21 protein-coding genes are annotated in these 21,829 nt (G+C 72.1%); 4 read left to right on the top strand and 17 right to left on the bottom strand.

The genetic code is table 11. The annotated features are described in order from the left end of the window. Positions 1-48: 48 nt before the first annotated feature. Positions 49-1,110 carry a hypothetical protein gene (locus ACWDR7_RS11870; RefSeq protein WP_449855100.1) on the bottom strand — a complete coding sequence of 354 codons (1,062 nt, stop codon included), beginning with the start codon at positions 1,108-1,110 and terminating at the stop codon, positions 49-51. A gap of 133 nt (positions 1,111-1,243) precedes the next feature. Here ACWDR7_RS11870 and ACWDR7_RS11865 point away from each other — a divergent pair, with 133 nt between their 5' ends. After that, the gene (locus tag ACWDR7_RS11865) at positions 1,244-1,951 is read left to right on the top strand and encodes a DUF4191 domain-containing protein (RefSeq protein WP_449855099.1); all 708 of its coding nucleotides are present in this window, start codon (positions 1,244-1,246) and stop codon (positions 1,949-1,951) included. Positions 1,952-2,034: 83 nt separating this feature from the next. Here the strand turns inward: ACWDR7_RS11865 and ACWDR7_RS11860 are convergent, their stop codons facing one another. Then, positions 2,035-2,433, bottom strand: a complete 399-nt coding sequence (locus tag ACWDR7_RS11860; RefSeq protein ID WP_449855098.1) for an RDD family protein — start codon at positions 2,431-2,433, stop codon at positions 2,035-2,037. A gap of 171 nt (positions 2,434-2,604) precedes the next feature. Here ACWDR7_RS11860 and glnA point away from each other — a divergent pair, with 171 nt between their 5' ends. After that, positions 2,605-4,029: a type I glutamate--ammonia ligase gene (gene glnA / locus ACWDR7_RS11855; RefSeq protein ID WP_449855097.1), complete on the top strand. Its 1,425-nt coding sequence runs from the start codon at positions 2,605-2,607 to the stop codon at positions 4,027-4,029. Positions 4,030-4,186: 157 nt separating this feature from the next. On the opposite strand, the gene ACWDR7_RS11850 is transcribed toward glnA, so the two are convergent. The 13 genes from ACWDR7_RS11850 to ACWDR7_RS11790 all read right to left on the bottom strand — a co-directional run bounded on the left by ACWDR7_RS11850 (position 4,187) and on the right by ACWDR7_RS11790 (position 19,173). Further along, entirely contained in the window at positions 4,187-7,183 is a 2,997-nt protein-coding gene (locus ACWDR7_RS11850) for a bifunctional [glutamine synthetase] adenylyltransferase/[glutamine synthetase]-adenylyl-L-tyrosine phosphorylase (RefSeq protein ID WP_449855096.1), read from the bottom strand. Positions 7,184-7,217: 34 nt separating this feature from the next. Beyond that, positions 7,218-8,555, bottom strand: a complete 1,338-nt coding sequence (locus tag ACWDR7_RS11845) for a glutamine synthetase family protein (protein ID WP_449855095.1) — start codon at positions 8,553-8,555, stop codon at positions 7,218-7,220. A gap of 58 nt (positions 8,556-8,613) precedes the next feature. Continuing rightward, positions 8,614-8,829, bottom strand: a complete 216-nt coding sequence (locus ACWDR7_RS11840; RefSeq protein WP_449855094.1) for an SPOR domain-containing protein — start codon at positions 8,827-8,829, stop codon at positions 8,614-8,616. Positions 8,830-8,850: 21 nt separating this feature from the next. After that, on the bottom strand, positions 8,851-9,033 hold the full coding sequence (locus ACWDR7_RS11835; RefSeq protein WP_449855093.1) for a PspC domain-containing protein: 183 nt from the start codon (positions 9,031-9,033) through the stop codon (positions 8,851-8,853). 31 nt (positions 9,034-9,064) lie between these two features. Next, on the bottom strand, positions 9,065-10,651 hold the full coding sequence (gene lnt, locus ACWDR7_RS11830) for an apolipoprotein N-acyltransferase (protein ID WP_449855092.1): 1,587 nt from the start codon (positions 10,649-10,651) through the stop codon (positions 9,065-9,067). Between the two features lie 185 nt (positions 10,652-10,836). Next, positions 10,837-13,224 carry a DEAD/DEAH box helicase gene (locus ACWDR7_RS11825; RefSeq protein WP_449855091.1) on the bottom strand — a complete coding sequence of 796 codons (2,388 nt, stop codon included), beginning with the start codon at positions 13,222-13,224 and terminating at the stop codon, positions 10,837-10,839. Between the two features lie 4 nt (positions 13,225-13,228). Further along, a complete protein-coding gene (gene tatC / locus ACWDR7_RS11820) occupies positions 13,229-14,044 on the bottom strand; it encodes a twin-arginine translocase subunit TatC (protein WP_449855090.1) in 816 nt (271 codons plus the stop codon). 6 nt (positions 14,045-14,050) lie between these two features. After that, positions 14,051-14,317 carry a Sec-independent protein translocase subunit TatA gene (gene tatA / locus ACWDR7_RS11815; RefSeq protein WP_449855089.1) on the bottom strand — a complete coding sequence of 89 codons (267 nt, stop codon included), beginning with the start codon at positions 14,315-14,317 and terminating at the stop codon, positions 14,051-14,053. A gap of 88 nt (positions 14,318-14,405) precedes the next feature. Continuing rightward, positions 14,406-15,377 (bottom strand): WYL domain-containing protein, encoded by a 972-nt coding sequence (locus tag ACWDR7_RS11810; RefSeq protein WP_449855088.1) that lies wholly within the window; start codon positions 15,375-15,377, stop codon positions 14,406-14,408. After that, entirely contained in the window at positions 15,374-16,366 is a 993-nt protein-coding gene (locus tag ACWDR7_RS11805) for a helix-turn-helix transcriptional regulator (RefSeq protein WP_449855087.1), read from the bottom strand. The genes ACWDR7_RS11810 and ACWDR7_RS11805 overlap by 4 nt, the downstream gene beginning before the upstream one ends. 76 nt (positions 16,367-16,442) lie before the next feature. Beyond that, the gene (locus tag ACWDR7_RS11800) at positions 16,443-17,420 is read right to left on the bottom strand and encodes an FKBP-type peptidyl-prolyl cis-trans isomerase (RefSeq protein WP_449855086.1); all 978 of its coding nucleotides are present in this window, start codon (positions 17,418-17,420) and stop codon (positions 16,443-16,445) included. A gap of 68 nt (positions 17,421-17,488) precedes the next feature. Next, positions 17,489-18,496, bottom strand: a complete 1,008-nt coding sequence (locus tag ACWDR7_RS11795) for a tRNA (adenine-N1)-methyltransferase (protein WP_449855085.1) — start codon at positions 18,494-18,496, stop codon at positions 17,489-17,491. Next, the gene (locus ACWDR7_RS11790; RefSeq protein WP_449855084.1) at positions 18,493-19,173 is read right to left on the bottom strand and encodes an HAD family hydrolase; all 681 of its coding nucleotides are present in this window, start codon (positions 19,171-19,173) and stop codon (positions 18,493-18,495) included. The genes ACWDR7_RS11795 and ACWDR7_RS11790 overlap by 4 nt, the downstream gene beginning before the upstream one ends. 101 nt (positions 19,174-19,274) lie before the next feature. Here ACWDR7_RS11790 and ACWDR7_RS11785 point away from each other — a divergent pair, with 101 nt between their 5' ends. After that, positions 19,275-20,132 (top strand): PAC2 family protein, encoded by an 858-nt coding sequence (locus ACWDR7_RS11785; protein ID WP_449855083.1) that lies wholly within the window; start codon positions 19,275-19,277, stop codon positions 20,130-20,132. Positions 20,133-20,291: 159 nt separating this feature from the next. Here ACWDR7_RS11785 and ACWDR7_RS11780 read toward each other — a convergent pair whose 3' ends face one another. Both ACWDR7_RS11780 and ACWDR7_RS11775 read right to left on the bottom strand, forming a co-directional pair. Further along, entirely contained in the window at positions 20,292-20,621 is a 330-nt protein-coding gene (locus tag ACWDR7_RS11780) for a hypothetical protein (RefSeq protein WP_449855082.1), read from the bottom strand. A gap of 202 nt (positions 20,622-20,823) precedes the next feature. Next, entirely contained in the window at positions 20,824-21,135 is a 312-nt protein-coding gene (locus ACWDR7_RS11775; RefSeq protein WP_449855081.1) for a hypothetical protein, read from the bottom strand. A gap of 143 nt (positions 21,136-21,278) precedes the next feature. Here ACWDR7_RS11775 and ACWDR7_RS11770 point away from each other — a divergent pair. After that, the coding region (locus ACWDR7_RS11770; RefSeq protein ID WP_449855101.1) for a transposase at positions 21,279-21,829 on the top strand (551 nt) is incomplete at its 3' end.

Genomic DNA, 21,829 nt, shown 5'->3' with positions numbered 1-21,829 from the left:
GCGAGGAAGAACAAGCTCAGGCCCGCGTCGCGTGCGAAGTGCCGCATGTCACCTCCCCAGGGCCGGGATCACGCCCTCGCGCGCGGCGGCCTGCGCTCCGGGCCCGGCGGCCGCGGGCGTCTCGTCGCTCGGCCACAGGAGCCCGCCGACGACGACCGCCGCCGCGGCGACGGCGCCGAGCACGAACGGCGCTCCCCGGCGATCGCGCAGGGCCCTGAGGCGCCGACGGGCCTCGGCCAGGCCGTCCGACACGCCCTCCGCCACCCGCCCGGCCAGGGCCGCGTCGATCGCCTCCCTCAGGTCGAGGCGCGCGGTGGCACCCCCGGAGCCGCGCGTGCCCCGCGTCGCGCGCCGCCGCGCCCCGCGCGCCGCGCGCAGCTCGCGCCGCGTCCGGCGGTCGGTGGCGCGGCCCGGCGCGACGGCGACCTGCTCGCCCTCATCGTCGCCCGGCGGCTCGAGCAGGCGCCCGAGCGGCCGCGGCGCGCAGGCCTCGAACAGCCGCTCCTCGAGCGCCTCAGCGGCATCCCCCGCCGCGTCGGGATCGTCGAGCCACCCGCACGCCTCGTCCAGCAGCCTGCGCACGATGCGGTCCTGGACGCCCGCGGCCGCCTCCTCCACGATCCGCGCCGCCGCGGCGCCGCAGTCCTCGCCGTCCGCCGCGTCGCGCAGCGCCGGAACGAAAGCCGGCCGTCCCTCGGCTGTGAGCCACCACGCGCCGCGCGACCCTTCGCCGCCGCGGGCGCGCCGCACCTCCCCCGCGCCGCGCAGCACGCTGACGGCGAGGGTCACGGCCTCGCCGCCCGACAGCGGCGGGGCCGCGCGCAGGGCGGCGTCGAGCCGGAGCACGCACCGCGACAGCACGGCATCGTGGCCGCGCGTGCGCCGAACGACATCGGTCACGCCGCACACGTGCTGCGAGCGGCCATGCGCCCACCCCGCCCACCCGGCGAGCTCCCCGACATCGACGAGCACGACGGTGTCGTCCCCCACGGCCGCGAGCTCGCCGGGGATGGGCGCCTCACCGGGCGCGAGGCGCCGGATCGGGCGGTAGGCGCCGCCGACGAGCTCGCCGTGCTCCTCGCCGCCGTCGATGGTCCGCTCCCACGTCATGCCTCCAGCGTGCGGCGCAGGCCGCCGGTTCGGGGCGCGGCGGCGGCATCCGTGGACCGATCGGTCCTTCCGGCACGCTGTGAGCGAGCCGAGCAGCACGTGGACGGCGCGGGCACTCGGTAGGCTGGAGGGTATGGCAGCACGCGGTACCGAGGCGGAGAAGCGCCCGGGATTCTTCTCTCAGCTCAGGCAGCTCTTCACGTTCACGCGCGAGGTGTTCGCGTGGCTGCCCTGGGTGCTGGCGGGCATCGTCCTCGCGGGCACCGGCCTGGGCGTGCTGCTCGCGTTCCTCCTGCAGCCGAACGTGTGGGGATTCATCCTGTGGCCGATCTTCGGCCTCATGCTGGGCGTGCTCGCGTCGATGATCCTCATGACGCGGCTGTCGACCGTCGTCATGTACCGCCGCATCGACGGCATGCCCGGCGCCGCGGGCCACGTGCTCTCGACCATGCTCGGCCGGCGCTGGCGCGCCGACGAGATGCCGGTGGGCGTGAACCCCAAGACGCAGGAGGCCGTGTACCGCGCCGTGGGTCGCGGCGGCATCGTGCTCGTCGGAGAGGGTTCGCGCGGCCGCCTCAAGAAGCTGTTCCGCGACGAGCGGATGAAGGCCACCCGTGCCGCGCACGGCGTGCCCGTGCACGAGTTCTACGTGGGCCACGGCGAGGGCGAGATCCCGATCAAGGACCTCGCCAAGACCGTCAAGGCGCTCCCCAAGGCCATCGACCGCGCCACGATGGGCGCCGTCGTGCAGCGCCTCGAGTCGCTCGGCGGCACGATGTCGTCGCTTCCGATCCCCAAGGGCATCGACCCGATGCGCGCCCGCGCCCCGCGCCCGCGCTGAGCCTCGCCGCACGCCGAAGGGCCGCCCCACCGCCGATCGCGGTTCGGGCGGCCCTTTCGTCGTGCCGCGCGGCGCGATCCGGGTCAGGCGCGGACGAGCGCCGTTCCCGCCACGCCGTCGTGCAGGCCACGACCGTCCTGCCAGATGACGGCGGGGATGACCAGGCCCAGCAGCACCGTGCGCACGAGCGGGCGCCACAGCCCCGCCCACCCGCCGGTGGCCCGCTGCACCCGCAGGCCGAAGATGCGGTGGCCGGGGCTGCCGCCGATCGTCGGGATGAAGACGATGTGGATCGCCATGAACGTGAGGTGGATCGCCAGCGCCTCCGAGGCGAAGAACGTCGCGGCGATCACGTAGGCGGCCGCCCAGTCGATCGCGAGCCCGCCGATCCGCCTGCCGAGCGATCCGAGGCTCCCCGGTCCCGTGCGCGGCAGTCCCAGATCCCTGCCCGGATAGTCGGTGTCGGCATGCGCGTCGGTCACCCCTCCAGCCTACGGCGGGCCATCTGAGCGACCGCCGGACCCGGCGGACCGGCCGCCGCCGCGTAACACCCCGGAAACATTCGGGACACCCTCGAGCAATGCCGCCCGGATACGGTCGGGGGGTCACCCGTGGAGGGTGTCCGACCCGAAGATCCCCAACCTGGAGCCTCAATGTTCAAAGATTCCTCCGAGGTGCTCAAGTTCATCAAGGACGAGGACGTCAAGTTCCTCGACATCCGTTTCACGGACCTCCCCGGTGTCCAGCAGCACTTCAACATCCCGGCTTCGACCGTCGACGAAGAGTTCTTCACGGTCGGACAGCTCTTCGACGGCTCCTCGATCCGCGGCTTCGCGAACATCAACGAGTCGGACATGCAGCTCATCCCCGACGTCACCACCGGCTACGTCGACCCGTTCCGCGAGGCCAAGACGCTCGTGATGGTGTTCGACATCTACAACCCGCGCAACGGCGAGATCTACTCGAAGGACCCGCGCCAGGTCGCCAAGAAGGCGGAGAAGTACCTCGCCTCCACCGGCATCGCCGACACCGCGTTCTTCGCCCCCGAGGCCGAGTTCTTCATCTTCGACGACGTGCGCTACGAGGTCACCTCGGGCAAGAGCTTCTACTCGGTCGACTCCGAGGAGGCGGCATGGAACTCGGGCCGCGAGGAGGAGGGCGGCAACCTCGGCAACAAGACGCCCCACAAGGGCGGCTACTTCCCCGTCTCGCCCGTCGACAAGCAGGCCGACATCCGCGACGACATCGTGCTGAAGCTCATCGAGGTCGGGCTCGAGGTCGAGCGCTCGCACCACGAGGTGGGCACGGCCGGCCAGGCGGAGATCAACTACAAGTTCGACACGATGGTCCACGCCGCGGACGACATCCTGAAGTTCAAGTACATCGTGAAGAACACGGCCGAGGAGTGGGGCAAGACCGCCACCTTCATGCCGAAGCCGCTCTTCGGCGACAACGGATCGGGCATGCACACCCACCAGTCGCTGTGGGCCGACGGCAAGCCGCTGTTCTACGACGAGAAGGGCTACGCCCAGCTCTCGGACGTCGCGCGCTGGTACATCGGCGGTCTGCTCAAGCACGCCCACGCGGTGCTCGCGTTCACGAACCCCACGCTGAACAGCTACCACCGCCTGGTCAAGGGCTTCGAGGCGCCGGTCAACCTCGTCTACTCGGCGGGCAACCGCTCGGCGGCGATCCGCATCCCGATCACGGGCTCGAACCCCAAGGCCAAGCGCATCGAGTTCCGCGCGCCGGACTCGTCGGGCAACCCCTACCTCGCGTTCGCGGCGCAGCTGATGGCCGGCATCGACGGCATCAAGAACCGCATCGAGCCGCACGAGCCGATCGACAAGGACCTCTACGAGCTGCCGGCCGAGGAGGCCAAGGGCATCCCGCAGGTGCCGAACTCGCTGCTCGACTCGCTCGAGGCCCTCGACAAGGACCGCGAGTTCCTCACGGCCGGCGGCGTCTTCACCGACGAGCTGATCGACACGTGGATCGAGTACAAGTACGAGAACGAGATCCTGCCGATGCAGCAGCGTCCGCACCCGTTCGAGTTCGAGCTGTACTACGGCGTCTGACGCCGTTCCACGCCGAGAAGGCCCGGTCCCGCCGTCCGCGGGGCCGGGCCTTCTCGCACGCGACGGGCCTTCCCCCACACGATTGCGCCAGGATCGTGTGGGGAACGGCGAGATCTGTGCGCCGAGGCGCGGCGGGCCGGCGTCGTGTTCCGCGCGATCAGCCGTAGAAGAGGTTCTCGAAGGCGCGGCGGGCGCGGCGCGACGTGCGCAGCCAGTCCTCCTCCAGCGCCGTGGCCGAGCCGGCCGGGTACTCCAGGATGCGGGCGATGCCGTCGAGGTCGCGCCGGTCGCTCGGCAGGACGTCGCTCGTGCGGCCCGTGAGCAGCGTGTTGGCCGAGCGCAGCCGCGACGCGAGCCGCCACGCCTCCTCGAGGCGTCGCGCGGGCTCGGCCGGCACGAGCTCCGCGTCCACGGCCGCCGCGAGGGCGCCGAGCGTCGAGGTCGTGCGCAGCCCCGGCACCTCGTGCGCGTGCTGCAGCTGCAGCACCTGCACGAGCCATTCCACGTCGCTGAGCCCGCCGGGGCCGAGCTTGAGGTGACGGCGCGGATCGGCGCCCTGCGGCAGTCGCTCGTTCTCGACGCGCGCCTTGATGCGCCGGATCTCCCGCACCTCCTGCGGATCCAGCTCCCCCGGGTATCGCACCTCGTCCGCCATCTCGAGGAAGGCCTCGATCAGGCTCGCCGATCCCGCGATCCCCCGCGCCCGCAGCAGCGCCTGCGCCTCCCACGAGAGCGACCACCGGCGGTAGTACTCCCGGTACGCGTCGAGGGAGCGGACGATGGGCCCGTTGCGCCCCTCGGGCCGCAGGCCCGCGTCGAGCTCGAGCGGCACGCGGTGATCCTCGGACTGCTGGCGCAGCTCGGCGACGATGCGCTCGGCGTAGCGCTGCGCGCGCTGCGGATCCACACCCTGCGGCCGGTACACGTACAGCACGTCGGCGTCCGACCCGAAGCCGATCTCGGCGCCGCCGAAGCGCCCCATGCCGATCACCGCGATGTCGAGCGCGTCGTCCTCGGGCGGCACGACCTCACGGCGCACGGCCCGCAGCGCCGCCTGGATCGTGACCTCCGTGATCGTCGTCAGCGCCGCCGAGAGCTCGCTGATCGTCACGGCGCCCAGGATCGACGCCATCGCCGCGCGCAGCAGCTCGCGACGACGCAGCGCGCGCACCGCCCGCATGGCGTCCTGCATCGTGGCGTGCCGGGACTGGATCGCGCGCGCCTCCTCGGCGAGCTGGGCGCCGCCGCGCGGGCGCAGCTGCGCGCCGCCGTCCAGCCACGCGACCGACTCCGGGATCCACTCCATGAGCTCTCCGACGTACTTCGACCCCGACAGCAGCTTGGCCAGCGCGTCGGCGGCTCCCGCCGAGTCGCGCAGCATGCGCAGGAACCACGGCGACGTGCCCAGCCGCTCGCTGATCCGGCGGAAGGCGATGAGGCCGTAGTCGGGATCGACCCCCTCGGCGAAGCGGCGCAGCATGACGGGCATGAGATGCCGCGTGATGGTGGCCTTGCGGCTGATGCCGCTCGTGAGCGCCTCGATGTGCCGCAGCGCGCCGCCCGGATCGTGGAAGCCGATGGCGGCGAGGCGGTCGTGCGCCTGCTGCGGGGTGAGCTGGCCCTCGTCGCTCGGCAGCGCGGCGACGGCCGACAGCAGCGGGCGGTAGAAGATGCGCAGGTGGATGTCGCGCACCTCGCGCTTGATGCGCTCCCACGCCTCGCGCAGACCGGAGCCGGTGGCCGCGAGGCCCGTGGCGCGCGCGAGCACGCGCACGCCGTCGTCGTCGCGCGGCATGAGGTGCGTGCGGCTGAGGCCCTGCAGCTGCAGCCGGTGCTCCATGAGCCGCAGCCGGCGGTAGTGGTCGTCGAACGCCGCGGCGTCGGCGCGGCCGATGTACCCACCGTCGGCCAGCGCCTCGAGCGCCTCGAGCGTGCCGCGCTGGCGCACCGCCTCGTCGGTGCGGCCGTGCACGAGCTGCAGCAGCTGCACGGCGAACTCGATGTCGCGCAGCCCGCCGGGGCCGAGCTTGAGCTGGTACGGCACGTCGTCGGGCGGGATGTGCTCCGTCACGCGCTCGCGCATGCGCTGCACGCCGTCGACGAAGTTCTCGCGCGCCGCGCTCTGCCACACCGCCGGCCGCAGCGCCGCGACGTACGCCTCGCCGAGCGCGGCGTCGCCCGCGAGCGGGCGCGCCTTCAGCAGCGCCTGGAACTCCCAGCTCTGCGCCCATCGCTCGTAGTACGCCACGTGCGACTCGAGCGTGCGCACGAGCGCGCCCTGCTTGCCCTCGGGTCGCAGGTTCGCGTCGACCTCCCACAGCGGCGGCTCGGCCTCGAAGCCCGAGATGCCCCGCATCGTCTGCACGGCCAGGCGCGTGGCGATGTCGACCGCGCGGCTCTCGTCCAGGCCGGATCCCTCGCGCGGGCCGGCGACGAAGATCACGTCGACGTCGCTGACGTAGTTCAGCTCGCGCGCGCCGGCCTTGCCCATGCCGATCACGGCCAGGCACGTGTCGGCCACCTCCTCGCGCGGAAACAGGCCCGCCCCGCCCGTGCCGGTGGCCACGCGCGTGCGGGCGACGGCGAGCGAGGCCTCGAGCGCCGCGCCGGCGAGGTCCGCGAGCGCGGCGGACACGGCCGGGAGCACCTCGACGGGCGCGGGCGCAAGCAGATCGAAGGCCGCGATCCGCGCCAGCTGGGCGCGATACGCCACGCGCAGCGCGACCCACGCCGATTCGTCGCACGTCTCGGCGAACCCCTCCGCCGAGCCGACGGCGTCCCGCAGCGCGCGCCCCATCTCGTCGGCCGTCGGCAGCCGCTCCCCCGCCGTCGCCAGCGCGGCGAGGTGCTCGGGCCGCCGCAGGTAGAACTCGCCGAAGCCCCGCGACGCGCCCAGCAGCCGCCACGCCGTGCGCCGCGCGCGCTCGGGGCGCAGCGCGCCGGCCACCGCCTCGGCGTGGCGCCGCGCGATGAGCACGAGGCACGCCAATGCCTCGTCCGGGTCGGCCGCCTCGCCCGCGCCGTCGAGCAGCACGGCGCGCTCCAGGCCGGTGGCCTCGGCGAGCTCGGCGATGCGGTCCTCGGCCTCGTCGACGCGCGCGAACCCGAGGCGCACGAGCCCGGTGCGCGCGGTGGCCCGGCTGCCCGAACTCATGCGCGCGACCCGGCGTTCCTCGGCATCGTGCCGATCAGACGATGTCGAGGTGGTGACGCAGCTCGAAGGGCGTGATCTGCGAGCGGTACTGCTCGAACTCGCGCCGCTTGTTCGCGAGCACGTAGCTGAAGACCTGCTCGCCGAGCGTCTCGGCGACGAGTTCGCTGTCCTCCATGGCGGCGACGGCCTCGTCGAGCGTCTGCGGCAACGCGCGGTAGCCCAGCGCGCGGCGCTCGGCGTCGCTGAGGGCCCAGACGTTCTCCTCCGCCTCGGCGGGCAGCTCGTACTCGTCCTCGATGCCCTTCAGGCCGGCGGCGAGCATGAGCGCGTACGACAGGTAGGGGTTCGCGGCCGAGTCGATGCCGCGGTGCTCCACGCGCGCCGAGCTGCTCTTGCCCGGCTTGTAGCGCGGCACGCGCACGAGCGCCGAGCGGTTGTTGTGACCCCACGTGACGTAGCTGGGCGCCTCGTCGCCGCCCCACAGGCGCTTGTACGAGTTCACGAACTGGTTCGTGACCGCCGAGATCTCGCGGGCGTGCGCCAGCAGACCCGCGACGAAGTGCCGGCCCACCTTCGACAGCTGGTACTCGGCGCCCTCCTCGTAGAAGGCGTTCACATCGCCCTCGAAGAGCGACATGTGCGTGTGCATGCCCGATCCGGGATGCGCGGCGAACGGCTTCGGCATGAACGTGGCGTGCACGCCCTGCTCGATCGCGACCTCCTTCACGACCGTGCGGAAGGTCATGATGTTGTCGGCCATCGCGAGCGCGTCGGCGTAGCGCAGGTCGATCTCGTTCTGACCGGGCCCGCCCTCGTGGTGGCTGTACTCCACCGAGATGCCGAGGTCCTCGAGCATGCGCACCGAGCTGCGGCGGAAGTCGTGGGCCGTGCCGCCCGGCACGTTGTCGAAGTACCCGGCGTGGTCCACGGGCTCCGGCCCGTCGGTGCCGAACGTGCGCGACTTCAGCAGGTAGAACTCGATCTCCGGGTGCGTGTAGAAGCTGAACCCGGCCTCGGCGGCCTTCGCGAGCGTGCGCTTGAGCACGTTGCGCGGATCGGCGACGGCGGGCTGGCCGTCGGGCATCGTGAGGTCGCAGAACATGGCGGCCGTCGGATCGACGGTGCCGCGCCACGGCAGGATCTGGAACGTCGAGGCGTCGGGGTGGGCCAGCAGGTCGGACTCGTGCGAGCGTGTGAGGCCCTCGATCACCGAGCCGTCGAACCCGATGCCCTCGGTGAAGGCGCCCTCCACCTCGGCGGGCGCGATCGCGAGCGACTTGAGCGTGCCGATCACATCGGTGAACCACAGTCGCACGAACTTGACGCCGCGCTCCTCGATCGTGCGCAGGACGAAGTCCATCTGCTTGTCCATCGAATCCTCTCCGAAGGGATGACGCCGGAGATCCCAGCCTAGTGGTCGGCGGGCGGATTCACGGTGCGGCGGACCCCGCGCCCCAGTCGTCCTCGCGGGCCTCCTCCTCGGCCCACTTGCGCGAGCGCGCGGCGAGGATCTCGTAGGCCCTCGCGGCCTCGTCGGCCGTGGCGAACGGGCCGATGCGGTCGGGGGCCGGCGACACGAGCCCCTGCTCCACCTCGCCCGTCTTGGAGTTGTACCAGAACTGCGCGTCCTGATCCTGATCGGCCATCTCGGCTCCTCTCGCTCGGCGTCAGTCGCTCGGGACGACGACCCACAGCGCGATGTAGACCGGGATCGTCCATCCGAAGAAGAGCACCCCGATCACGGCGAGCACGCGCACGAGCGTCGACGACAGACCGAACCGGCGCGCGATCAGCCCGCACACGCCCACGAGCACTCGATCGCCACGGGGCCGCACCACGCTCATCGACATGGGGCCAGCGTAGCCGCCCGAGCCCCGGACGTCACGGGGTCTCGTCCCCGGCACCCGCGCCGGTGCGCCGCCGCCGGCGCAGGACGCCGAGCACGAGCAGTGCGAGGAACGACCCGGCGGTGAGCAGGCCCGTGACCCACGGGCCCAGCACCACGCCCGCCGTCAGCCCGTCGCGCAGCTCGACGTCGGCGACGATGACGCCGGCCACGTCGACGCCCACCTGCGCGAGCGTGGCGCCGTCGGGCGCGATGAGCTGGCTCGTGCCGACGGTCGAGAGGTTCACGACGCTGCGCCCCGTCTCGATCGCGCGCATGCGCGCAAAGGCGAGCTGCTGCAGGTTCTCGTCGGTGCCGCGGAAGTCGGCGTTGTTCGTCTGGAACAGGAAAACCTGGGCCCCGTCGCGGATCCCCTCGCGGATGAAGGAGTCGTCGATCACGTCGAAGCAGATGGCCAGGCCGGCCGCCGTCCCGGCGAGGTCGAACACGGGCGAATCCGTGCCGGGGGTGTACTCGCGCCCGATCATGCCGATGAGGGACGGGACGATCGCCTCGTAGAACGCACGGTCGGGCACATATTCCCCGAACGGCACGGGGTTGCGCTTGGAGTGCGTCTGGTCGAGCCCGTCGGCCGTCCACAGCATCGACATGTTGTACACGTCGTCGCCCTCGGCGCTGGCCGCGTTCATGAGCAGCGGCGCGCCGTGGTCGTCGGCGACGTCCTCGAGGATGCGCGCGACCGACCGCTCCGCGCGGGGATCGGCGTCGACGCCGCCCTCCGGCCAGAGGATGACGTCGAGGTCCTCGCCCTCGAGCTCGCGTGTGGCCGCAAGCTGCGCGCGCAGCACGTCGAGGTAGTCGCGCTCGTCGACGTACGCCGCGGGGCCGTTGCCCTGCACGGCGCCGACGCGGATCGTGCCGGCGGGGCTCGTGGGGAACTGCGGCACGAGCGCCAGGATCGCGAGCACGACCCCCGCCGGGGCGGCGGTTCCGGCGATGCGGGCGCGGGTCGCGCGATCCTGCGCGCCGCTCCTCGCCCGCGCAGACGCACGCACGACCTCGATGAGCATCGCCGCGAAGAGCACGACGAGGAAGGTCAGGCCCGTCACGCCGATCCACGACGCCACCTGCGCGAGCGGCGCGCTCGACATGCTCATGCCGATCCGGCCCCACGCGAAGCCGCCGTACGGCCACGAGCCCATCACGACCTCGCGCGCGGTCCACAGGCCGGCCACGAGGGCGGGCACGCCGATCAGCCGCGCCCAGCCGCCCCAGGCGTCGGTCCAGCGGTACGCGAGCGCGAGCAGGATCGCGCCGAGCGCCATGAAGAGGCTCTCGACGCCGGCCAGCGCGACCCACGGGACCCACGCGAGCTCGTTGGCGCCGAGGAATCCGGCCGCCCAGTCGACGTGCGGGTAGTAGAACGCGGCGGCGAAGGCGAGGCCGACGAGGAACGCCGCGCCGGCGCGGCGGCCGATGAGCGTGACGAGCGAGATGCCCACGGCGACGAAGGCGAGCGGCCAGATGCCGGCGCTCGGGAAGCTCGCATCGAGCGCGAGCCCGCCGGCCGCCGCGACGGGGACGGCCGCCCACAGCGGCAGCGGCGGGCGGCGTTCGGGCATGAGGAGAAGCCTATTCCACCCGAGCCGAGCGACGGCTGCGACCCTGGGCTTCGGCACGGGCGGCGGGTTGCTCTGGTCGCTTCATCTGCGCGGCTGCGCCGCTCCGTTCAGCAACCGACGGGTGTGACCACCATCGGTTGCTGAACGGAGGCGCGAAGCGCCGGAGATGAAGCGACCACCGCAAGCTACAGAGCGGAGTAGGCGACGATGCCGCGGCGCACCTGGTCGAGGGCGCGGCGGGCCGTGCGGGCGAGGTCGCCCGAGGCCGTGCCGGAGAGCTGGTCGAGCAGGTCGATCGTCTGCTTCGCCCAGCGCACGAAGTCGCCGGCCGCCATGTCGGCCTCGCCGAGCACGCGGTCGAGCATCTGGCCGCGCGCCCACATGTGCATCGCCTGCGCCAGGCCCGTCGCGACCTCCTGCGTGCCGGGCAGCCGGTGATCCTGCTCCAGGTCGTCGAGCCGCGCCCACAGCTCCTGCGTGCGGCTGAGCGCCTCGCGGAAGGGACCGCGCGGCAGCGGATGCCCGCCCAGCTCCTCGCGCCCGCGCGGCTCGTACACGAGGCAGCAGGCCAGCGACGCGAGCGCCGGGGCGTCGAGGCCCTCCCAGATGCCGGCGCGCAGCGATTCGGCCACGAGCAGGTCGCGGTCGCCGTAGATCCGCTTCATGCGCGCGCCGGCCTCGGTGAGCGTGGCCTCGTTGCCGTCGAGCACGACGTAGTCCAGCTCGACGAGCACGTCGATGATCCGGTCGAACCGCCGAGCGACCGTGCCGGTGCGCGAGGCGATCTGCCTGCGGATGCGGTCGGTGTCGCGCTTGAGCTTCTGGTACCGCTCGCCCCAGCGCGCGTGCTGCTCGCGGTCGGGGCACTTGTGGCACGCGTGCCGCGTCATCCGCTTGCGCAGCGCGGTGATCTGCTGCGTGCGCTGCTCGCGCTGGGCGCGCGAGGCGCCGGTGTCGCGCCGCTGTGCCTTCTCGAGGTCGCCCAGCTCGCGGCGCATCCCGGAGTACTCGACGAAGTCGCCGCGATCGCAGGCCATCGCCTTCGCGTAGCCCTCGAGCGAGCCCTCCGCGTCCTTCACCTGCCGCGCGAGGCCGACGACCGAGCGGTCGGCCTGGAACTGCGCGAACGACGACTCGAGGATCGCGCGGGCCCGGCGCCGCCCGAACTGGTCGATGAGGTTCACGGCCATGTTGTAGGTGGGCCGGAACGAGGAGTTGAGCGGATACGTGCGGCGCGAGGCGAGGGACGCGACGGCCTCCGGATCGAGCTGGTCCGTCCACTGCACGACCGCGTGGCCCTCGACGTCGATGCCGCGGCGTCCGGCCCGGCCGGTCAGCTGCGTGTACTCCCCCGGCGTGATGGGCACGCGGGATTCGCCGTTGAACTTCTCGAGCTTCTCGAGCACCACCGTGCGGGCGGGCATGTTGATGCCGAGCGCGAGCGTCTCGGTGGCGAAGACGGCCTTCAGCAACTTGCGCTGGAACAGCTCCTCCACGACCTCCTTGAACGCCGGCAGCAGTCCGGCGTGGTGCGCCGCGACGCCGCGCTCGAGGCTGTCGCGCCACTCCCACCAGCCCAGCACGCCGAGGTCCTCCTCGGCGAGCGTGCCCGTGCGCTCGTCCACGATCCGGCGGATCTCGGCCCGCTCGTCCGCGGTCGTCAGGCGCAGGCCGCTGCGGCGCACCTGTTGCACGGCCCCGTCGCACCCGGCGCGGCTGAAGATGAAGAAGATCGCGGGCAGCAGGTTGGACCGCTCCAGCAGCCGGATGACGTCGGGCCGGTCGATCCGCGGCATCCGCGGTCCCGGTCCCGCCCCGCCCCGCCCGCCGCGGCGGCCGCCGCGCCGGCGCCCGTCGAACGTGCGATCGTACGCGCCCGATCCGCCCCCGCCGATCCGCAGCAGCTGGCGGTTCACTCGGCCTGCCGCGGCATCGGCGCGTTCGTCGAACAGCGGCAGCAGGTCGCCGCGCACGAGCACGTGCTGCTCGAGCGGCACGGGGCGGGTCTCCGACACGATGATCTCGGTGTCGCCGCGCACCGTGCCGAGCCAGTCGCCGAACTCCTCGGCGTTCGAGACCGTGGCCGACAGCGACACGAGCCGCACGCTCTCGGGGAGGTGGATGATGACCTCCTCCCACACGGCGCCGCGGAACCGGTCGGCGAGGTAGTGCACCTCGTCCATCACGACGTACCGCAGGCCCGTGAGCGACGATGAGCCGGCGTAGATCATGTTGCGCAGCACCTCGGTCGTCATCACGACGACGCGGGCGTCGCCGTTGATGTTGACGTCGCCGGTGAGCAGGCCGACGTTCTCCTCGCCGTACACGTCCTGCAACTCGCGGAACTTCTGGTTGGACAGCGCCTTGATCGGCGTCGTGTAGAACGCCTTGTCGCCCGGCGTCTGCATCGCCAGGTGCACGGCGAACTCGCCCACGATCGTCTTGCCGGCGCCCGTCGGCGCGGCCACGAGCACGCTGCGCCCCTCCTCGAGCGCCTCGCAGCCGGCGACCTGGAAGGGATCCAGCTCGAAGCGCTGCTTCGCCGCGAACGCGGCCGTGACGGGATGCCTCATGCGGCTAGACCTCGACGTACAGGTCGGGGTTCTGCTTCCGCCTGCGGCGGTCGAACAGCAGCGAGATGATGCCGGCGGCCAGGTAGAGCACGAACAGGATCGCGGCGAGCACGAGCATCGTGACGATGTCGGCGGGCGGCGACGCCATCATCCCGAAGATGAGGGCGATGATGAGCGCGATGCGCCAGCCCTTCACGATGGTCTTGCCGCTCACGACGCCCGCGAGGTTCAGCGCCACGAGGAACACCGGCAGCACGAAGGAGACGCCGACGATCGTGATGAGCTTGAAGACGAAGTCGTAGTAGGCGGACGACTCGTAGAACTGTGACGCGAAGGCCTCGTTCGGCACGAACTCGCTCATCACGAGGATGATGTTCGGCAGCAGCATGATCGCGACGAAGCAGCCCCCGAAGAAGAGCGGGATGGCGGCGCCGAGGAAGCCGACGGTGTACCAGATCTCCTTCTTCTTGAGCCCGGGCATGATGAACGCCCAGATCTGCCACAGCCACACCGGCGCGGAGATGATGAGGCCGATCGCGAACGAGATTCGCAGCCGCATGTCGAACGCGCTCGTGATGCCCGTGTAGGCCAGGCGCGTGAAGTCGTCGCCGAGCTTCTCGCTCACGACGGAGATCGGGTACAGCAGCCCCTGGATGACGAGATCCGTCAGGAAGAACGCCGCGATCATGCCCGCGAGCAACGCGATCGCGGCGATCATCAGCCGCCGCCGCAGCTCGAGCAGGTGGCCCGCCAGGGTCATCCGCCGTTCGTGGGGCGGCTCGTCCTCCTCGATGGTCACGTCTGCGTCAGCCGTGGCCACCGCGCGCTACTGCTTGTGCTCTTCGCCGGGCAGCTTCTGCGCCGGCTCGCCGTTCACCGTGTAGCCGGGCTGCGGCTCGGCGGCCTTGGACTGCACGGTCGACGCGGACGGCTCGGCCGGCGTGCCGTCGTCCTTCATCTGCTTGATCTCTCCCCGGAAGACGCGGGCCGACTGGCCGAGGCTCTTCGCGAGCGCGGGGAGCCTCGCGGCACCGAAGATCAGCAGGATGACGGCCAGGATCAGCAGGATCTGCCAGGGGCCCATGTTGCCCATGTTCACTCCGAACGTCGGGGGATGCGTGTACGCAGGGCCAGTGTAACTCGCGCGCCTCCGGGGACGTCCTCGAATGCCCCGTGCGTCGTCAGTCCTCGCCGTACAGCGCGAGGGCGGCTTCGGCCCACTCCGCCGCGGCCCGCCGGGCGGCGGCCGGTTCGAGGATCTCGACCGCGCCGCCGCGCCGCGCCGCCAGCCGCTTCAGGCTGCGCGCGTCGGCCACGCGCAGGCGCGCGGTCGTGACGCCGCCCCCGTCCTCGCGCTCCGCGCGGTCGAGGTACTCCCCCACGAGCGGGGCCAGCTCGGTGCGGAAGCGGATCACCGCGACCTCGTCGTCCGCGCCGGGCTCGAACAGCTCCGGTACGGGCTCGTGCGCGTGCTCGGCGGGGATGTCGGTCAGACGCGGGGCGCTCACCCGCTCGAGGTGGAAGGTGCGCATGGCGCGGCGCAGGTGGCACCAGCCCTGCAGGTACCACTGGCCGTTGGAGATGAGCACCTTGACCGGATCGACCGTGCGCGTCGTCTCGGGCGCGTCGGGGGCGCGGTACGTGAACGACACCGCCACGCGGTCCCGCAGCGCGCGCGCCACGACATCCCTGACCTCGTCGACCCGCGGCGGCACGATCACGACGTCGGCCGGCGCCGCCGAGGCGCCGGCGGCGAGCTTGGCGATCAGCCCCGTGACGACGTCGGACCCCGCAACGCCCGGCATCGCGCTGGCGAGCCGGAGCCCGGCGAGCAGCGCGGCGGCCTCGCGCGAGGTCAGGCGCGGCGCGCGATCCAGCGCCGGGGCGTACGTGATGGCGATCCGATCCCGCTCGTCGAGCAGATCCCAGTCGATGTCGAACATTTCGCCCGGCATCTGCCAGTACTCGTCCGATCCGGGCAGGCCGATGACGGTGAGCTTCTCGACCATCGCCCGCATCTGCGCGGGCGTCACGCCGAACTCCCCCGCCGCCTCGGCCAGCGAGACCTCGCCCCGCTCGAGCAGGTACGGCACGAGCGTGAGCAGCAGCTGCACGCGGTCGCTCGAGACGAGCGCGGGACGCCGGCCGCTCATGCCGCCCCCTCCCCGCTCGCGGCGTGCAGATCGCGGGCGGCGCGGAGCCGCTCGATCACGGCCGCGCGCAGATCGGCGGGCTCGACCACCCGCACCTCCGGCCCGTACGAGGCGAGCTCGTCGGCCAGGATGTGCCGGTCGACATAGGGCACGCGGATGCCCTGCGCCTGCTGCTCGCCGCGCCGGCCCAGCCGCAGCGCCGCCTCGGTGCCCGGCGTGACCTCGAGCAGCGCCGACTGACGCGCCGCGACCTCCTCGAGCCCGCGCTGCGCGCGCTCGCCCGCGCCCTCGCGCAGGGCGGGATCGAAGCGCTCGCGCGTCGCGACGACGTCGCCCACGATGCGGCTCAGCAGGAACGTGCGGTCGCCGCCGGCGCCGAGGTCGTGGCAGTACACGTGCCAGCGCGCCTCCCAGTCCACGAGCGCGAGCGGACGCACCCGGCGCCGGCGCGGGTGCTCCTCCCCCGGCTTCAGGTAGTCGAACTCGACGACGACGCACTCGTCGATCGCCTCCTGCAGCGGGCCGAACGCCGCCTCGCGCGCCGTCATGCGCGGCGCGAAGCCGAGGATCGGTTCGTCCACGTCGATCCCGAGGGCGCGGATCTTGCGCAGCCCGCGCTGGGCGTCCTGCGATAGCGATCCCTCGCTCCACACGCTGCCCGCCAGGCTCAGCACCGCCAGCTCGGCCGGGGTGAACGCGAGGTCCTCCGGCAGGTCGTACTCGGCCTTGGGGATGCGGTACCGGGCCTCGCGGAGGTCGTTCGGATCGCTCGCGTCGCCGATCGTCTCGACCGGCACGCCCACGCGTCGCAGCTCCTCCTTGTCGCGCTCGAACATCTTCTCGAGCGCCTCGGACGAGGCGGCGCCCTGACGCTGGCGGTATCCCGACACGTTGTCGAGGATCTGCTGCTTGGTCAGGCCGATCTCCGTCGCCATGAGCGCGACGACGAGGTTGAGCTGTCGCTCTTCAGGGGGGATCGCGGCGGCCACCCGCCCATCCTATGGGCGGAGCGCGCCACGCCGCCGCGTCGGCGCGAGCCCCGCACCGGAGCCGACTCGCGACGGATCAGGAAGCCGGCTCGACTCCGACGATGTCGATGACGAACACGAGCGTCGCGTTCGGCGGGATCGTGGCGCCGCTGCCCTGCTCGCCGTAGCCGAGCTCGGGCGGGATGACGGCGAGCACCTGCGAGCCGACCTTCTGCCCCTCGAGCGCCTGCCAGAAGCCGGGGATGATGCCGTCGGCCGACGCGCGCAGCAGCGCGCCGCTGTCCCACGACGAGTCGAACACGCTCTTGTCGTCCCACGTCACGCCCGTGTACTGCACGATCGCGGTGTCGCCCGCGCCGATCTCGGCGCCGTCGCCCTGCAGCAGCGTCTGGACGACGAGCTCCTGCGGCGCGGGCGCGTCGGGCACCGTGATGCCGGGACGCCCCTCGGGGGTGCGGACCACCGATGGCACACCCGCCTCGGCGTTGTAGACCGGGCTGCCCCACGCGGCGGTCGGGTACACGTCGCGTACGTCGACGACGGCGATGACGCCGCCCTGGGCCGGGAAGCCCTGCATGGCGTACTGGGCGCGCGTGGCGTCCTCGACGTCGTCCTCGCTGAGCGCGACCACCGTGCGCGTGCCGGCCGGCGCGCACGTGAGCGCGTCCTCGAGGCCGGGGAACTGCGTCAGCCACGTGCCCACGCGAGTGGGCGCGGCGTCGGCCTCGTACGAGGTGCCGATGATGGGATCGCCGGTCTCGGCCGAGAACAGCGACATGTCGACGACGCCCGGCTGATCCAGGTCCTCGATCGCGGGGCCGTCGCCCTCGGTCACGTCGGCGAAGATCGATCGATCGGTGTCGAACGGCTGGTTCAGCGAGATCTCGGGGATGTCGCCCTCGCGGCCCGTCACCTCGATGGCGTGCGCGACCGCCTCGTTCTGGTCGGGGCGGGTGCAGTCGGCGTCCGCGTTCGGGCCGGCGGCCGGGGCGCAGGCCACCAGGCTCAGGCCCGCCAGGGCGGTCACGATGAGGGCAGCGGGAGTCTTACGCACGCATCGCAGTCTAAGCGCGCCGGGCCGATCGCCCGAATCCGTCGCGGGCGGGAACGCCGGGCGCGCGTTCAGTCCTCGGCGTCGTCGGCCGCGCGCGCCGCCGCGGCGATGCGGGCGCCGTCGCGCGCCTTCTCCGCCTCGCGGATGCGCTTGCGCAGGTTCTTGTCGGTGATCTCGCGATCCCCGACGCCGCCGGGCGTCCAGATCTCGAGGTCCTCGTCCGAGTAGCTGCGCTTGGAGGCGCGTCGCTTCACCTCGGGCGGCACGGCGCCGGGGGCGAGCCGCCGGGCGGAGATGAGGAACCCCGTGTGGGCGACCATCCGGTGGTCGGGGCGCACCGCGAGCCCGTCCACGTGCCAGCCGCGCACCATCGTCTCGTTCGCATCCGGCTCGGTGAACGCGCCGAGCCCGCGGAGGAACTCGGCGGTGCGCGAGAGCTGCGTGGCGGTGGCGACATAGCAGATCACCACGCCGCCCGGCGTGAGCGCATCGGCCACGGCCGGCAGCACCTCCCACGGCGCGAGCATGTCGAGCACGACGCGGTCGACGCTGCCCGGCTCGACGGCGCGCGGCAGCTCCTCGGCCAGGTCGCCCTCGCGCACCTCCCAGTGCGGCGGCAGCTCGCCGAAGAACGTCTCGACGTTCGCCGTGGCGACCTCGGCGAACTCGGCGCGCCGCTCGAAGGAGATCAGGCGCCCCTCGGGACCGATCGCGCGCAGCAGCGACAGCGACAGCGCGCCCGATCCGACGCCGGCCTCCACGACGACGGCGCCGGGGAACACGTCGGCCTGCACGACGATCTGCGCGGCGTCCTTCGGGTAGACGATGGCGGCGCCGCGCGGCATCGACATGACGAAGTCGCGCAGCAGCGGGCGCAGCGCGAGGTACTCGTGACCCGCGCTGTTCTCGACCACCGAGCCGTCGGGCTGGCCGACGAGCTGGGCGTGCTTCAGCACGCCGTGGTGGGTGTGCAGCTCGCCGCCCTCGCGCAGGGTGATGGTGTGCATGCGGGCCTTGGGGCCCGTCAGCTGCACGCGGTCGCCGTAGCGGAACGGGCCGCGGGGCTTGTCGATCATCGGGCGGACTCCTCGGAGGCGCGGTGGCGGGCGTGCAGGGCCGCGAGGTCGTCGACGCCGCGCCCGTCCAGCCCCTTCCAGACCTCGGCGGCGCCGAGCCCCTCGAGCGAGAGCAGGTTCTCGACGCCGAGGGCCGTGGCGCCGGAGGCGATGGCCGAGCGCAGCCCGTTGGGCGAGTCCTCGAGGGCGACGCAGTCGCGGATGTCGACGCCCAGGGCGCGCGCCGCCTGCAGGTAGGGGTCGGGGAACGGCTTGGGGCGCTCCACGTCGTCGCCGGCGACGATGAGGTCGAACGCGGGGAAGTCGATGAGATCGACGACCGCGCGCGCCATGCGGTGCAGCGACATCGTGACGAGCGCGGTCTTGACGCCCGCGTCGCGCAGGCCGAGCAGCAGCTCGCGCGCGCCGGGGCGGAACGGCACGCCCGAGGTCTGCGTGCGGCGGATGACCTCGGCCGTGAGGTGATCGACGATCGCCTGCGGCTCCATGTCGACGCCGCGGCTGCGGATGATGCCGGCCGAGTCGAGCAGCCCGAGGCCCACCACCTGCAGGGCGTCCTCGTGGGTCCAGGTGCCCCCGTACGAGGCGATCAACTCCGTCTCGGCGGCGATCCAGTACGGCTCGGAGTCGACGAGGGTGCCGTCCATGTCCCACAGCACGGCCTGAGGCGTAGTCATCGACTCAGCCTATCCGGCGCATCCTGCGCGCTCCGCCCGCGCGGAGAGCCCGCGGGCGCGCATCCGGTCGTAGGGTGAAGAGAACGGCGGAAGGGAGACCGGTGACGGCACGCGAGCAGAACACGCTTGGCGGCAGGATCCTCGTGGCGGCGTTCGACGGATGGAACGACGCCGGCGAGGCCGCGACCAATGCGATCGAGCAGCTGCGACGCACCGGCGCCTACGAGCCGGTGTTCTCCGTCGATCCGGAGCTGTACTTCGACTACCAGTACACGCGCCCGATCATGCAGGCGGACGGCGAGGGCGGCCGCTCGCTGAAGTGGCCGGAAGCGACGCTGCACCGCCCGACGCGCCCGTCGCCGGTGGAGCTGTGGCTGCTCACGGGCGTCGAGCCCGCGCGCGCCTGGCGCGCCTTCACGAGCGAGCTGCTCGACGTGGCGCTGCGCGAGGACATCACGGGCCTGGTCACCCTCGGCTCGATGATGTCGGACGTGCCGCACACGCGCCCCATCGCCGTGACGGTCACGAGCGAGAACGAGCCGCTGCGCACGGCCCTCGAGCTGGAGCGCAGCGCGTACGAGGGCCCGACCGGCATCATCGGCGTGATCGCCGACGCGGCCGAGCGGGTGGGCATCCCCGCCGTGTCGCTGTGGGCGAGCGTGCCGCACTACGTGGCGAGCCACGCGCCCTCCCCCAAGGCCACGCTCGCGCTGCTCGAGCGCCTGGCAGAGCTGAGCGGGGCCGACGTGCCCCGCGGCACGCTCGAGACGGAGGCCGCCGCGTGGGAGGCGTCCATCGACGCCGCCGCCGCGGACGACGAGGAGATGAGCGAGTACATCCGCCACCTCGAGGAGAACCGCGACACGGTCGAGTCCCCCGAGGCGTCGGGCGACGCGATCGCCAAGGCCTTCGAGCGCTACCTGCGCCGCGACGGCGACGACCCCCGCGGCCGCCGCTGATCAGAAGAAGCCCGTCTCGATCCGTCTCCCTGACGATGCGCTCGAACTGATGGACTGGGCCAAGCAGGACGCGGCCAGCCGCGGTGGTGGCCAGCGGCCCCCGGTACAGCTCGGCCGCCGTGGTGGCGTTGTCGATCGCCGCTCTCACGGCCTGCTGCGTCAGGTCGAGTACGCGTAGGACCTGTCGGTCTTGCAGTCCTTGTACGCGATCGAGAGCGCGCCATCGCAGCGGGGCGGGTTTCGGTACCAGGCGTCCCGCAGCAGCTCGCGATCGAGCACCTCCACTTCCCGAGAACCGAGGGAGCCGATCGGGAAGTTGGCATCGGCGTCCGACATCAGGTGTCGAGGTCGGCCCGCGACGGCGTTGCCCGCGGTGTCGACAGATGACTCGGTGCGCACCTTGGGGCGGAGGAGCGAGGTCGTCTGTGGCTTGCCGGCCATCGCCACCAGCTTGGCGTACTGCGCGCGACGTTGATCGGGCTGCGACATGATCAGCGCCCGGTAGATGCGCAGCCACTCGTTCGGCGGAAGAGCTTGCGAGCGACGGCTGCGGCGAACGCGGCCACGAGTTGCTGGTGGTGTTTCGCTGTTCGGGGCTGGCTGACTCGGCCGCAGTCGCGTCGCGCAGTTCGTGTAGCGCCCGGCCGTACTTCATGCCCCTGGCAAGCCGGACGGGGGCATCTTGTGTGGGTCAGCCAGCGGTCACCCGGAAGGCAGCCCGACATTCGGCGGGCAGCGAGATGTCGAGGTTTTGGCCATCGGGACCGACCCGTACATAGTCCAGCTGAGTGACCATCCTGTACACGCCAGCAGGGGCGTTCGAAGAGATGGTCTGCCATCCGGGGCTCACGCCCCAGTGTTTGTTGATCCTGATGCGGCCGATGATTTCACCGGTCCGCGTCTGGTAGATACCGATGAAGTAGCTGGCGTAGATGAACGTCCTATCGACGAACCCGATGTTGGTGACCTGGCCGACCGAGACGTCGGTGAGGAGCACCTTCACTGGGCCGCCCGGGAACGTACGCTGGGCGGCCCACACCTGCTGCGCTGTGTGGCCGTAGCGCTCGGTGAGTGCCTGGGTGGGAGCCTGTCAAATGGTGTGTGTAAGGGGTGGGTCTCCTTACGGAAGGAAGCACCACATTGGCGATCGACAAGCAGGCGCGCGAAGCGCGCCGCAAGGTTCAGGAAGAAGGCGCGAAGCGCCTCGAGGAAGCGGGCGTCTTCGATGACCTGTTCGCGCGGATCGACGCGGGTGAGGTCCAGCTCGACGGCGACGGTGGGTTCATTCAGCAGCTGATCAAGCGGGGCCTGGAGCGGGGGCTCCAGGCGGAGCTGACCGATCACGTCGGCTACGAGAAGGGTGACCCCGAGGCGCACGTGTTCCCGAACTCCCGCAACGGGTCGTTCCCGAAGACGGTCGGCACGAGCGTCGGTGATGTCGAGTTGCGGATCCCGCGGGATCGGGATGGGTCGTTCACGCCCCGGCTGGTTCCGACCGGGTCGCGGCGGTTGTCGCAGCTGGACGAGATGATCGTCTCGCTCTACGCCGGCGGGATGACCGTCCGCGACATCGAGCACCACCTCGCCTCGACGGTCGGCACCGAGCTGTCGCACGAGACGATCTCGAACATCGTCGACGAGATCGCCGATGAGGTCCTGGCCTGGCAGCAGCGCCCGTTGGAGGCGTTCTACCCGGT

It is taken from the genome of Microbacterium sp. NPDC003461, from assembly GCF_053588335.1.
This window is presented reverse-complemented; position numbering and strand designations above follow the sequence as displayed.

Coding starts and splice junctions, on each gene's coding strand:
- ACWDR7_RS11865 (WP_449855099.1), top strand. CDS start 1,244: ATGGCAGCACGCGGTACCGAGGCGGAGAAGCGCCCGGGATTCTTCTCT.
- tatA (WP_449855089.1), bottom strand. CDS start 14,317: ATGGGCAACATGGGCCCCTGGCAGATCCTGCTGATCCTGGCCGTCATC.
- ACWDR7_RS11825 (WP_449855091.1), bottom strand. CDS start 13,224: ATGAGGCATCCCGTCACGGCCGCGTTCGCGGCGAAGCAGCGCTTCGAG.
- ACWDR7_RS11850 (WP_449855096.1), bottom strand. CDS start 7,183: ATGAGTTCGGGCAGCCGGGCCACCGCGCGCACCGGGCTCGTGCGCCTC.
- glnA (WP_449855097.1), top strand. CDS start 2,605: ATGTTCAAAGATTCCTCCGAGGTGCTCAAGTTCATCAAGGACGAGGAC.
- ACWDR7_RS11870 (WP_449855100.1), bottom strand. CDS start 1,110: ATGACGTGGGAGCGGACCATCGACGGCGGCGAGGAGCACGGCGAGCTC.
- ACWDR7_RS11835 (WP_449855093.1), bottom strand. CDS start 9,033: ATGTCGATGAGCGTGGTGCGGCCCCGTGGCGATCGAGTGCTCGTGGGC.
- ACWDR7_RS11780 (WP_449855082.1), bottom strand. CDS start 20,621: ATGTCGCAGCCCGATCAACGTCGCGCGCAGTACGCCAAGCTGGTGGCG.
- ACWDR7_RS11845 (WP_449855095.1), bottom strand. CDS start 8,555: ATGGACAAGCAGATGGACTTCGTCCTGCGCACGATCGAGGAGCGCGGC.
- lnt (WP_449855092.1), bottom strand. CDS start 10,651: ATGCCCGAACGCCGCCCGCCGCTGCCGCTGTGGGCGGCCGTCCCCGTC.
- ACWDR7_RS11840 (WP_449855094.1), bottom strand. CDS start 8,829: ATGGCCGATCAGGATCAGGACGCGCAGTTCTGGTACAACTCCAAGACG.
- ACWDR7_RS11810 (WP_449855088.1), bottom strand. CDS start 15,377: ATGAGCGGCCGGCGTCCCGCGCTCGTCTCGAGCGACCGCGTGCAGCTG.
- ACWDR7_RS11790 (WP_449855084.1), bottom strand. CDS start 19,173: ATGACTACGCCTCAGGCCGTGCTGTGGGACATGGACGGCACCCTCGTC.
- ACWDR7_RS11795 (WP_449855085.1), bottom strand. CDS start 18,496: ATGATCGACAAGCCCCGCGGCCCGTTCCGCTACGGCGACCGCGTGCAG.